11 protein-coding genes are annotated in these 12,549 nt (G+C 57.7%); 5 read left to right on the top strand and 6 right to left on the bottom strand.

Annotated features, from left to right (window positions below):
• Positions 1-56 precede the first annotated feature (56 nt).
• The gene (locus HBA26_RS09520) at positions 57-923 is read left to right on the top strand and encodes an aldo/keto reductase family oxidoreductase (protein WP_028012953.1); all 867 of its coding nucleotides are present in this window, start codon (positions 57-59) and stop codon (positions 921-923) included.
• Between the two features lie 46 nt (positions 924-969).
• Here the strand turns inward: HBA26_RS09520 and HBA26_RS09515 are convergent, their stop codons facing one another.
• Positions 970-1,170 carry a hypothetical protein gene (locus tag HBA26_RS09515; protein ID WP_028012954.1) on the bottom strand — a complete coding sequence of 67 codons (201 nt, stop codon included), beginning with the start codon at positions 1,168-1,170 and terminating at the stop codon, positions 970-972.
• A gap of 309 nt (positions 1,171-1,479) precedes the next feature.
• Between HBA26_RS09515 and umuD the strand changes: the two genes are divergently transcribed.
• Positions 1,480-1,914, top strand: a complete 435-nt coding sequence (gene umuD / locus HBA26_RS09510) for a translesion error-prone DNA polymerase V autoproteolytic subunit (protein ID WP_028012955.1) — start codon at positions 1,480-1,482, stop codon at positions 1,912-1,914.
• Positions 1,898-3,160, top strand: a complete 1,263-nt coding sequence (umuC, locus tag HBA26_RS09505) for a translesion error-prone DNA polymerase V subunit UmuC (protein ID WP_045630206.1) — start codon at positions 1,898-1,900, stop codon at positions 3,158-3,160. Before umuD ends, umuC begins: the two co-directional genes overlap by 17 nt.
• Before the next feature lie 83 nt (positions 3,161-3,243).
• Here the strand turns inward: umuC and HBA26_RS09500 are convergent, their stop codons facing one another.
• Positions 3,244-4,224, bottom strand: coding sequence for a nitronate monooxygenase (locus HBA26_RS09500; protein ID WP_126345668.1), 981 nt, complete (start codon positions 4,222-4,224; stop codon positions 3,244-3,246).
• Positions 4,225-4,360: 136 nt separating this feature from the next.
• On the opposite strand from HBA26_RS09500, the gene HBA26_RS09495 reads away from it, so the two are divergent.
• Positions 4,361-5,245: a LysR family transcriptional regulator gene (locus HBA26_RS09495; protein WP_045261464.1), complete on the top strand. Its 885-nt coding sequence runs from the start codon at positions 4,361-4,363 to the stop codon at positions 5,243-5,245.
• 186 nt (positions 5,246-5,431) lie between these two features.
• Here HBA26_RS09495 and HBA26_RS09490 read toward each other — a convergent pair whose 3' ends face one another.
• From HBA26_RS09490 to HBA26_RS09475, 4 genes are all read right to left on the bottom strand, one after another.
• Positions 5,432-8,509 (bottom strand): efflux RND transporter permease subunit, encoded by a 3,078-nt coding sequence (locus tag HBA26_RS09490; RefSeq protein WP_166720893.1) that lies wholly within the window; start codon positions 8,507-8,509, stop codon positions 5,432-5,434.
• Positions 8,506-9,654 carry an efflux RND transporter periplasmic adaptor subunit gene (locus HBA26_RS09485; protein WP_126345666.1) on the bottom strand — a complete coding sequence of 383 codons (1,149 nt, stop codon included), beginning with the start codon at positions 9,652-9,654 and terminating at the stop codon, positions 8,506-8,508. The genes HBA26_RS09490 and HBA26_RS09485 overlap by 4 nt, the downstream gene beginning before the upstream one ends.
• 78 nt (positions 9,655-9,732) lie before the next feature.
• Positions 9,733-10,929 carry an ATP-binding protein gene (locus HBA26_RS09480; protein ID WP_126345665.1) on the bottom strand — a complete coding sequence of 399 codons (1,197 nt, stop codon included), beginning with the start codon at positions 10,927-10,929 and terminating at the stop codon, positions 9,733-9,735.
• Positions 10,926-11,621, bottom strand: a complete 696-nt coding sequence (locus HBA26_RS09475; protein ID WP_028012960.1) for a response regulator — start codon at positions 11,619-11,621, stop codon at positions 10,926-10,928. The genes HBA26_RS09480 and HBA26_RS09475 overlap by 4 nt, the downstream gene beginning before the upstream one ends.
• A gap of 124 nt (positions 11,622-11,745) precedes the next feature.
• Here HBA26_RS09475 and HBA26_RS09470 point away from each other — a divergent pair, with 124 nt between their 5' ends.
• The gene (locus HBA26_RS09470) at positions 11,746-12,531 is read left to right on the top strand and encodes a MipA/OmpV family protein (RefSeq protein ID WP_059356979.1); all 786 of its coding nucleotides are present in this window, start codon (positions 11,746-11,748) and stop codon (positions 12,529-12,531) included.
• Positions 12,532-12,549: the final 18 nt, after the last annotated feature.

The raw sequence follows: 12,549 nt of genomic DNA, 5'->3' as shown, positions 1-12,549 counted from the left end.
AGGGCTTCGGTCAGGAACCTGTTGTAAATCCGGATCATTTTATGAGGAAGGTTAACATGAGCAGCATTGATAAAAGCGGGACGTACGCGCTCGGAACGCGAACGGTGAAACGACTGGGCTACGGGGCAATGCAGCTTGCCGGGCCGGGCGTATTTGGCCCGCCGAAGGATAAACAGGCCGCGCTGGACGTGCTGCGCGAAGCCGTGGCGGCGGGTGTGAATCATATCGATACCAGCGATTTTTACGGCCCGCATGTGACGAACCAGCTGATCCGCGAGGCGCTTCATCCTTACCGGGACGATCTTACCCTCGTCACCAAGATCGGTGCCCGTCGCGATGACAAAGGGGCCTGGCTGCCGGCCTTTTCCGCGCAGGAGCTGACCCAGGCGGTGCATGACAACCTGCGCAACCTGAAGCTGGATGTGCTGGACGTGGTGAACCTGCGGATCATGTTTAGCGCACACGGCCCGGCAGAAGGATCGATTGCTGAACCGCTTTCCACCCTCGCAGAATTACAGCAGCAGGGGCTGGTACGCCACATTGGCCTGAGCAACGTCACGGCCACGCAGGTGGCGGAAGCGCGGAAGATGGTGCAGGTCGTCTGCGTGCAGAACATGTACAACATTGTGAACCGCGGCGACGATGCGCTGGTGGATTTACTGGCGCAGCAGGGGATTGCGTATGTGCCGTTCTTCCCGTTGGGAGGCTTCACGCCACTGCAGTCCACCGGCCTGCAGGCCGTCGCGGATTCCCTGGGCGCAACGGCGATGCAGGTTGCGCTGGCATGGCTGCTGCAACGGTCGCCGAACATCCTGCTGATCCCCGGCACGTCATCCGTGGCGCATCTGCGGCAAAACCTCGCGGCGGGAGAGGTGCAATTGCCGCCTGAAGCACTTGAAAAACTGAATGCGCTGATGGGTTAATCACAGCATGGGCAAAGCCGGAAGGACACTTCCAGGCTTTGCCTGCTCAGACTCCGCATTGACTTTTTTGTCTGTGAAGCGCTAACGCTTCTGCCACAATTTCCTGCTTGCTTTTTCGCGTCTCAAAGGCGGTGATTCTGATGTATTCCATCAGGTCAGGCTCAATGCGGGCGCTCAACATCCTGAGATCGGCCTCCTTTGCTAAACCGCGGGCAACTCGCTTGTCGGGATAGTCACGGGCTGGCATAGAAAACGTCCTCCAAAAGTCTTGATAATTCGTGCCCTAAAATATGCGTTATTCTGATGTTTAAGTCAATTAATAGTGTTTCTATAGTGATTTTATGATCTTTTTTCACATAAAGTGATTTTAAAGTGTTGGCTAATGACTTTTTTATGACTTTGGGTTGGCCCATCTGCGATCGCCAGCAGGAGAGGTTGCTAAATTAAATCCGCTCAAACTTCAACGCGTTTGCGGTCTTTGTCGGAAATGACCTTGATCCTGTGCCGTAATCCGTAATACTGTGTTTATATACAGTATCTGGCGGGAAAGGCATTTATGGACACTCTCTTTTCTTATCATCCAAAGCAACTTATTGAATTACCTTTATATCTTGAGCGTGTTGCCTGTGGCTTTCCAAGCCCTGCGCAGGATTATGTGGAGGATCGTCTCGATCTTAACCGGCTGGCGGTCAGGCACCCCAGTGCGACCTACTTTATCAAAGTGAGCGGGGACTCCATGATCGGCGCAGGGATTAGCGACGGCGATCTGCTGGTGGTAGACCGCTCGTTAAATGCCGAGCACGGGGACATTGTTGTGGCGTCGGTCGGCGGCGAATTTACGGTGAAAGAGCTACAGACCCGCCCGGTTCTGCGGCTGCTGCCGCGTAATGCCCGCTATCAGCCGATCGCCTTTCAGTCCGAAGAGGAGCTGCAAATCTTCGGTGTCGTCACTCATACGCTCAAAACGCATAAACATGTTCGCGCTGGTTGATGTGAATAGCTTCTATGCCTCCTGCGAGAGGGTGTTTCGCCCCGATCTGGTGGGTAAGCCCATCGTGGTGGTGTCCAATAACGACGGCTGTATTATTTCGCTGTCGCGGGAGGCAAAGCAGTTCGGCATAAAAATGGGGGAGCCCTATTTTAAATTCAAAGAGAAGGGGTATCCGTCGCGGGTTTACGTCTTTAGCTCCAACTATGCGCTGTATGCCGATCTCAGCAGCCGGGTGATGCAGACGCTGACCGATCTCGCGCCGGCCATTGAGATCTACTCCATCGATGAAGCATTTGTGAACGTTTCGGGTGTCAGCAACTGCATCTCGCTGGAAGCATTCGGTCATCAGATGCGTACGCAGGTCTTTAAAAACACAGGCTTAAGCGTGGGCGTCGGGATTGCGCCGACTAAAACGCTGGCGAAGCTGGCCAACTATGCGGCGAAGCGGTGGTCAGCCACCGGTGGCGTGGTCGATCTCTCGGATCGTGGACGGCAGCGTAAGCTGCTGGCAAAGGTTCCGGTGGAGGAGGTGTGGGGCGTAGGACGACGTATCACGAAAAAGCTTAACGCGATGGGGATAACCACGGCACTGGAGCTGGCGGAAGCGTCATCCTGGGTCATCCGCAAACATTTTAACGTGGTAATGGAGCGCACGGCGCGCGAGCTTCGAGGTGAGCCCTGCCTCGATCTGGAAGAGTTTACTCCCACGAAGCAGCAAATTATCTGTAGTCGTTCGTTTGGACACCGTATTACGCAGTACGAGGAGATGCATCAGGCCATTTGCGCCTATGCAGAACGTGCTGCGGAAAAACTGCGTGGCGAGCATCAGTATTGCCGCTTTATCAGCGTGTTTGTGCGCACCAGCCCGCATGCCGACAACGAAATTTATTACGGCAATCAGGCTTCCGTCACCCTGATGACGCCCACCAATGATTCGCGCGATATCATCCGTGCCGCCACGGAGGCGCTGGGGCGTATCTGGCTTGACGGATATCGCTATATGAAAGCGGGGGTGATGCTGGCAGACTTTTTCAGCAGCGGCGTTGCCCAGCTGAATTTGTTTGACGATAACCGACCGAGCGCCAACAGCGCCGCGCTGATGGAAACCATCGACAGCTTAAATCATTCCGGCAAAGGGAAAATATGGTTTGCCGGGCAGGGGATTGAGAAAGCCTGGGCGATGAAGCGGGAGATGCTGTCACCGGCCTATACGACGCGGTACGCGGATTTGCCGGTAGCGAGATGAAAAGCGGCTATGTGTGACAAAGAGCCGAAGACGGTTTACGGACGCCGCTCCTGTGCAGCGTCCATAGCATCAGGGTTAAGGGCTTACTCAACCGTTAATGTATCGACAACCTCAGCCACGCTTCTCACGCTGCGGATACTTCCTATCCCCGTGCCGAGCGAGATATAACCTTCATCGGTGTTATCTTCCAGCATGCCCAGGCGCAGGCCCCGCAATCCTCCCATCGCCTTGCCCAGCGCTTCATTGCTTGCGCCAGCTTTATCCATCGCCGCCAGTTTTTCCGCCAGCTTGCCGGGGAGAGAACGATAGTAGTGAGGGACGGTGCGGAAAAGCAGCAGGTCCAGGCCGTTGGCGGCAACAATTTTCTCTTTGACCTCCTGCGGCACGCGGCTTTCTACGGTACTGATAAAGACCGAACCGGCAAACACGCCTTCCGCACCTAACGCATGCGCCGCTCTGGCGGTGCGGCGATCGGTAATACCGCCCGCCGCCATCACCGGAACATGCTTCACGGCATCGGCAATCAGCGGCACGATGGAAAAGGTACCCAGCGCCGTTGCGGGTAGCGTCCCGCCCTCGTCAAAACCGGTGGCGACGATAATGTCTGCCCCCATTTCTTCAGCCAGAAGGGTGTTCTCCGGCGTGGGATTGATGTCGCGGTAGATAATGGCGATACCCGCCTCTTTTAACTCATTGAACAGCGCAGGAATAATGCTGCCTTCACCATAGCCCGTATACACCACGGCCCTGACGCCTTCCTCTTTTATCACCTTAAGAATTGGCCCGGTCCAGACGTCATTAACGGCGGTGGGGATCAGGTTCACGCCGAAGGGGTTTTCGGTCAGCCGTTTGGTTTTGCGAATTTCTTCCCGCATTTTTTCGGCGGTTTCTTCCGGCGTGGAGACCGCGGTATCGGCGGTTAACCCTGCGTTGGGGCCGAGCACGCCGAGTCCTCCTGCATTGCTGACCGCGGCCACTAAACGGGCATCAGTAAGCCAGGATAACGGTCCCTGAATAACAGGCTTTTCGATCCCCAGGATCTGACAGATACGGTTATTTTTCATAGCAGAACATTCCTCACGTTTGAATGGAGGAGAGTGTAGGGCGGAAGATTGTTAGGAAAAATAGCCAAAAAGATTCATCACTGTTATAAAATAAGTAACAATCCTGACATTCCTGTGACGGCAAAAGAGACAACCAATGCAACTAAATCTCTTTGAATCGATTAGAGTTTTCATTGAAATTGTCGAGTCGGGCAGCCTGACCCAGGCGGCGGAAAATCTGCAGATCCACCGTCCGGCGGTCACCAAAGCGTTACAGCATCTGGAGCAGCACAGCGGCACGCGTTTGCTGCAGAGAACAACGCGGCGGATTAGCCTGACGCCGGACGGAGAGGCGTTTTATCGCCGAAGTAAACCCCTGCTGGCGCAGGCGGACGATTTACTGGAGTCGTTTGGCACTGGCCGGGCAATACACGGTCAGTTGCGGGTGGATATGCCCATCGCTTTTGCGGCGCTGAGGGTCATACCCAACCTGCCGGATTTTTATCGGCAGCATCCTGAGATCGACATCATACTGAGCAGCTCTGACCGCCGTCGGGATATGCTGCGCGATGGCCTGGACTGCGTGCTGCGAGTGGGGGAGCTGGACGATGGTGACTATGTCGCGCGCAAAATCGGGAACATAAAAATCACGACCTGTGCCAGCCCGGCCTGGCTGGCAAAACACGGTACGCCAGAAACGCTGGATGATTTATACAAACATCAGGCCATCAACTGGATTAATAACAACAGCAGAAAAATTCAACCCTGGACGTTTACTACGCCAGAAGGCATTGCGGAAATAACGCTGCCCGGCAAGCTGGTCGTGGATAACTCCGAAGCCTACATCGCGGCGGGCCTGGCCGGGTTAGGGTTAATACAGGGGATGAATCTTTTTCTGCAGCCCTATATTGACCGCGGCCAACTGGTTGAAGTGTTACCGGAGCATCGCTCCCCGGATCGTAAATTGTCGCTTCTCTATCCACACCGCCATCTCTCCCGCAAGGTGCGGGCCTTTACCGAGTGGCTGGAAAGTTTAGTGTAAAACCGCCCCCGGAGAAGAGCCGCCAGTTCATGACACCGCGCGCTAATCTGTTCCATGGCATTCAGCAGGCGAGGCGTGGGTTCGTTTGCACAGTTTAGCCGCAGCTGACGGAGGATGAGATCCCCCGGATCCTGAGGAACCGTTTTGCGCTGACTGCTGTGTAATCTGCCGGGGAACGATTGAGCCTCAGCTCACCTTTCTTCTGCGGCTTTGCGCTGAGTCCCCCCACTGTAACAGCAGGCTAAACGACGCGGGTAATACGGTCAGCGTTACCAGCGTCGCGACCAGCAGCCCGCCGATAATCGCATAGGCCATTGGCCCCCAGAATACCTGATGAGAGATCGGGATCATGCCCAGAATGGCGGCGCAGGCGGTCAGACAGATGGGTCTGGCCCGATGCTCCGCGGCCGCCACAATCGCGGCATCGTTTGCCATCCCCTGAGCAAGATTACTGTCTACCTCGCTAATCAGTATCACCGCGTTACGCACGATCATCCCCGCCAGGGCGATGACGCCCAGCAGCGCGACAAATCCCATCGGCGTGCCGCCGGGCAGCATAGCCAGCACAATCCCCGGTAAACCAAACGGGGCCATCAGAAGCGCCAGCAGCATCCGGGAATATCGGCGCAACTGAAGCATCAGCAGCATCAACATGATGACAAGCGTCACCGGAAGAACGCTAAAAACGGAGCTGTTCCCCTTATCTGATTCGGCAACCGCGCCGCCTTCTTCTATGCTGTAACCGGCTGGCAGCTCCGCGCGCAGCGTGTCGATCGCCGGACGCAGCGCCGCCGATACCGCTTCGGCCCTCAGCCCCGGCGCGAGGTCAGTTTGCACCGTAATAAAAGGCAACCGCTGTCGACGCCAGATGACCGGATCGTCCACGCTCCAGACCAGCGTCGCGACGGCGCTGAGCGGAATTTTTTTACCGTCATTCCCCTGAACGGTCAGCGAGGAGAGGGGGGCGGTGCTGTGACGTTCATTGTCCGTGGCCCGTAGCACCACGTCGACAAGGCGATCGTTATCCCTGACCGAGGTGACAACGCTGCCGGACCAGAGGGTATTCAAGGTGCGGGCGAGAGCTTCTGACGATATTCCTGCCGCCCTGGCCGCCGTCTGATTCACCTTCAGAGTAATGATCCTCTCCGGCTCTCCGGCCGTCTGGTTAACCTCGCGCGACAGCGGCAATTGGCCAATCGCGTCGGCCAGACGGTTCGCAAGCGCCCGGACCTGCAGATAATCAGGCCCGCTCACCCGGTATTTGATTGGCCAGCCGACGGGCGGCCCAAGCTCCAGGGGCGACACGCGCGTGATGATGTCGCTAAACTGCGCCGCCAGCAGCCTGTTCAACTGCCCATGCAGACGATCCCGCGCCTGAAGATCCTTCGCCACCACCACAATCTGGGCGATGTTTTCATTTTCCAGCAGCACGTCCATCGGCAGGTAAAAACGGATGGCTCCTGACCCGACGTACGTCGAGTAGCGCTCGATATTGCTGTTGCCGGCCAGCGCGTGTTCCAGCTTTTCCACCTCTCTTAACGTTTCGGGCTGCGACGCGTTGGCCGGAAGCGTCAGGCTGACCAGCAGCTCAGGCCGGTCCGACGCGGGGAAGAACTCACCCTGCATAAACGTCGTGCCGTACACGGACAGCCCCAGCGCGGAAAGCGCAATCAGCACGGTGGCGAGCCGGTGGCGTAGCGCCAGCCCTAAAAGCCGCCCGTACCCGCGCGCGATCCTCCCAGGGCCTGCCGCGCGATGTCTGACCTTCTCCGGCAGCAGCCACGTGCCCGTCAGCGGCGAAAACAGGATCGCGACAACCCAGGAGCAGAGCAGGGCAATCAGCACTACCGCAAACAGGGAAAAACAATATTCACCGGCGCTGGAGGCCGCAAAACCAACGGGAATAAACCCGGCAATCATCACCAGGGTTCCGGAGAGCATCGGGAAGGCCGTCGTTTTGAATGCATGGGTGGCCGCATGCCGACGGGAATCCCCGGCTTCCAGTCGGGAGACCATCGTTTCGACGGCGATCATGGCGTCATCCACCAGCAGACCCAGCGCAATGATCAGCGCCCCAAGCGAGATACGCTGAAGCCCGATGCCGGCGAGCATCATGCCGGCAAACGTCATGGCGAGCACCAGCGGAATGGCCGCAGCCACCACCAGCCCCGCCCGCAAACCCAGCGAGACAAATGAAACCGCCAGCACGATAACAACAGCTTCAATAAGCACCCGGACAAAACCACTTACCGCGTCACTGACCACCGCCGACTGATCGGCAACTTTCACCATCTCAATACCGTGCGGCAGCCCGGCGCTGAGGACTGTCATTCTGGCGTTCAGCGCGGCGCCAAAACGCAGCATGTTGCCCGTTGGCGCCATTGACACCGCCAGCCCGATGGCCGGTTTGCCGTTTACCCGGTACGCGGGGGCCGGCGGCTCGGCGGCTTCCCGGGTGACGGTGGCGATATCGGTCAGCGGAATATAGCGATTGTTAATGTGCAGCGTGACGGCGCGTAAACTCTCTTCGGACGTGAGCGCCCCGCTGACCTTGATCGCGATGTTCTCCTGCCCGGTACGCATAACGCCAGCTGGGACAACCGCGTTTTGCGCCCGCAGCGCATCGGCGACCGCCTGAATATCCAGTCCCATACCCGCCAGACGGGCCGGAGAAAAGGCGAGAACCATCTGATCCTGATGTTCGCCCAGCAGGGTGGTTTTGCCGATATCTGGCAAGGAGGCGAGCTCACGACGTATTGTCTCAACGCGATCCCGCACTTCCCGTAAGGTGTAGCCGTCGGGAATAAAGCCGTAAATCGTGCCGAACGTATCGTCAAATTCGTCGTTCACGGCCGGGCCCTGAACGCCTTCCGGTAAAGACGGCGCGATGTCCTGCATTTTTTTGCGGATCTGATACCAAATGTCCTGCACCTTTTGCGGTGGGGTATTGTCACGGAGATTCACATGGATAACCGTGCTCCCGGCACGGGTTTCACTTTCGAGATAATCAAGCCAGGGCGTTTCCTGCAGCTTTTTTTCAAGCGTATCGGTCAGCAGACGGGTGGTGTCCGTTACGGACGCGCCCGGCCACTGCGCGGAGACGACCGCCGTTTTAATGGTAAAAACCGGATCTTCATTACGCGGCAGTTTTTCATAGCAGAACACGCCCATCGCCACGATCAGCAGCATGAAGAAACTGACCATCTGCTGATGGTTAAGCGCCCATGCGGACAGGTTAAATTTGGCTTCCGGTTTCGTGTTCATGGCTGAACCTCCCCGGGTACCACCGGCTCTCCGGAACGGAGTTTGCTCACGCCAGCCGTAATCACCCGGTCGCCTGGCTCAAGGCCGGAGGCGATAATCACCGAGGAGGCCGTATAGCAGGCAGGCACCACCGCGCGCAGCTGCGCCTGCGAATGCGGGTTAATCACGAACACCGCCGGTCTATCTCCTGTTCGGCTCAGCGCCGATGCGGGAATGACGTAACCTCGCGGGCCAGTCGAGGGCAGGGTGACGGTGACGCTGGCACCCAGCGCTATCGCCGCTGGCGGGTTTATCAGGGTGGCTCTGACGCGCCAGGTGCGGGTCTGAGGATCGGCCTGCGGGGTGATATCCCGCAGCACGGCAGATGCCTGTACCGATGGGTCGCTGAGCAGGGAAACCCGCAATTCCGCCTTATCCAGCGGCGGTATCGCATCGGGCGTGGCGATATCAAACGCTACGTCGCGGGCTTCGCCGGTTGCCAGCGTAAGCACCGTCTGTCCCGCGCTGACAACCTGGCCCGCAGAGGCGCTCACCTCGGTGATCGTGCCGGTTTGTGGAGCGATAAGGCGCGTCCAGCCAAGGCTTTCGCGGGCGTTACGCCACGCGGCCTCGCTGCTTTTTAATCGCGCGCGGGCGACAAGCCAGTCCGCGCGGGCGCTGTCGAGTTGCGTGCGGGCTATTGCGCCCGTCGGCATGAGCTTTTGCATTCGGCTGACGTTAAGCGCGGCAACCTGCGCTGAGGCTGTGGCCCCTTCATAGTCGGCCGTTGCGCTGTCGAGCTGATTTTGTCCGGTGGTATTTTCAAGTGTGGCCAGCAGCTGTCCGGCATTAACCCGATCGCCAATATCAACGCTGCGCGTCAGTATTCGCCCCCCGGTTTGAAAGCTCAGCGTCGTTTCATCGCGGGCATGGATCTCACCGGTCCTTTCCAGCGCGGGGAGGGTTTGGGCTGTACGTACGACGACGTAGCGCACCTTACGCACTGGGGCAGACTTATTTTCCTGTTTGTCACCGCAGCCGGTGAGCGGAAAAATCACCAGCGCGAGCAGGACCAGAGGGAGAAAATTAACCCAGGGAAGAGTGCGCGCCACGCCGTACAGATGGTGCAGGCAGTGGCGGAGGGAGAGAACAAATTCGTCTGACATAACGCCGCTCCATAAAGATGAGGGCGTTATTAAATGCGCGCTACGTCGAGAAAGATTCGATGTTCTGTCAAGGGTTTATCAAGAGTGGATATTTTCATTACCGGACGGCTGCCAGGGTAACAAAATACGCACAGCAAGGCCGCCCGTTTCCGGTAATGAGGCCTCGATCGTGCCCCCATGTGCCTGACAAATCGCCCGGGCGATAGACAAACCGAGGCCGCTGCCGCCGGAATGCCGCGCGCGGGACTGCTCCTCACGGCTAAAGCGCTTAAACATGTCCGGTAAGAACTGGGGGGATACGCCCGGTCCGTCATCGTGAAATTCAATGGCGTAATGCCCGCTGGCGTAGTGCAGCGCCACCTCAAGATGGCCGCCTTCGCGCCCGTAGCGTAGTGCATTTTCCATAAGGATAGTACATACCTGCCCCATGCGGAACGCATCGCCTCTGAACGGGCACGTACGCGGGTTACGCAGCGTAATCGTAAAATGATGCGCTTCGGCCTGCGGCATGATCCAGGCCGCCCGCTCCTGAATAAGCTCATCCAGAGAAAAGGCCTGCTCTTCCAGCACCAGATTTCCCGCGTCCGCTAACGAGAGAAGGTGAAGCTCATCGGTCAGGCGATTAAGATGCTGAAGCTGTTTCATCACCATTTCCAGCTGCATCGGGCTGGCATCAAACACACCGTCCAACATGCCCTGCAGACGACCAATGGCGGCCGTCAGGGGCGAACGCAGCTCGTGCGCCATCGCGACGTGCGAGGCGCGGAGCTCTTTTTCATAGCGGGCGAGTTGCCCCGTCATGGAGTTAAAGTCGTTTGCAAAGCTGACCATTTCCGCTGGCGCATCCTTGACCAGTTCAGCCTGACGGCCAAACTGCCCGTCGGCGACATCTTTGGCGGCATCGCGAAGACGGCTGAACTGCAGCGCCAGCGGTCGGGCGTGTTTTAACCCCATTACCACAATAAACGGGATCATCACCAGCACCAGCAGGGCCACCGTAACCCAGTCCGCAGAGGCGATGGATGGCGTGGAATAACTCAGCCCCCACCAGGTATCCACAATGCTGTGGAAGCGGGCCGGATCGGCCTGTGGGTTCTGGCTGAGCGTCAGGAATTCCTGCCGGACCGCCGCTGGCATTCTGCCCATTATCCAGTAGTTCTGTACCGCATAACGTAGCCACATGCAGGTGGCAATGACGATCACGCTGCCGATGGCCAGTGCCAGGATACGCGCGCAAATCCAGCGCCAGAGAGAGGAGTGCCGGTTTTTTATCATGGTTGTCTGAACCTGTATCCCACGCCGCGAACGTTAATCAACACGCCGGAAATACCCGCCGCTTCGAGTTTTTTACGCAGGTTATAAATATGGGTGTCCACCACGCGCTCCAGCGCCTCGCTTTCCGGCAGACAGTGTTCCAGCAGGTACTGACGGGAAAAGGGACGTGCGGGAGAGCGCAGCAGCGTTGCCAGAAGCGAGAATTCCGTTGGCGTAAGATCGAGCATCACGGGCGCGTCGCCGCCGTTATCCACGCTCGCCACAATGGCGGCCACATCCACCTCCAGCGTTTGCCAGCGAAGGATCTCGTCGTCTGTCTCTTTTTTACTGCTGCGTCGCAGCACCGCCTGTACGCGAGCCACGACTTCTCCCGGATGATAGGGTTTCACAACATAATCATCGGCACCGTACCGCAGGGCACCAATGCGATCGGGGGTGTCGCCCATGGCGGTGACCATGATCACCGGTACATCGCTTTTACGACGCAGTCCGGCCAGCACTTCGGTGCCGTTAAGCCCGGGCAGCATCACGTCCAGCAGGATGAGGTCGGGTTTCCACCGCTGCGCCATATCCAGCCCGGAAAGACCGTCTCCGGTAATGGTGACATCGTAATTTTCACGACGTAAATAAGCTTCAAGCACGCCAGCCGCATCGGCGTCATCTTCAATAATCAGCACTCTTCTGGACAACATCCGTTCACCTTGACCGTTTCTTAACACTATCCCGACGATTCATTGATTTAGCCAAACCATACTGCGCCAACATTGTGTGGCAGACCCTGAATCAGCAGACGCCAGCGTCTGCGTGGAGAACAGTATGATAGCGATAAAAAAAGGCCTGTATATGACCGTTCCGCTTCTGATGACCGTTGCCTCAGGTGTGCAGGCGGATGATGACGCCGCTTCCGGCTCTTTAACCGTCGGGCTGGGCGGTCACTATGCCCCCCGTTATTCAGGCTCAGACAAGCAGGTGTGGCAGGTGGTTCCTGTGCTGCAGGGGCGCAAGGGTGCTTTCTTTATTGATGCACAAAAAGGAGTGGGATATGACCTGCAAAACGACAGCGGTTGGTACCTGGAACATACGCTGGGTTACGACCTCGGGAGGGCAGAGAAAAATTCTGGCTGGCGTGAGGGCGCAAACAATCTGAAAGGGATGGGGGACATTGATGCCACCCTGAATACCGGCCTGGCCGTCGGCTGGCAGGCTGCGTCCTGGCTAAGCGTTGAGGGTAAGGCGACGCTACCGTTAACGGACAGCCAGGGCGTAAGTTATCAGGCGTCCGTTACGTTGATTCCCCTACAAAACAGCGAGGACACGATCGCCCTTCAGTCTGCGGCTCTGTTTGGCGACAGCCGTTATCTGAATACCTGGTATGGGGTCAGCGAGCAGCAGAGCCGCCGCACCGGCTATCGCCGCTATTCAGCGCCGGGGGGATTTTATGGCGTCGACACCAGCCTGACCTGGAGCCATCAGTTCGATGCTCACTGGGGAACGGTCCTGAGCGCGGACTATACCTGGCTTGGCGACCATGCGAATGAAAGCCCAATAGTGATGCGGCGCAATGAGGGGTCTGCAACCGCCGCTATCACCTGGACATTTTAAAATCGCGGAGCACGAGCG

Source organism: Enterobacter sp. 725m/11 (assembly GCF_011683705.1).
GTDB classification, from domain to species: domain Bacteria; phylum Pseudomonadota; class Gammaproteobacteria; order Enterobacterales; family Enterobacteriaceae; genus Enterobacter; species Enterobacter bugandensis.
Note: the sequence above shows the minus strand (reverse complement) of the source record. Positions and strands in the feature narration are given on the sequence as shown.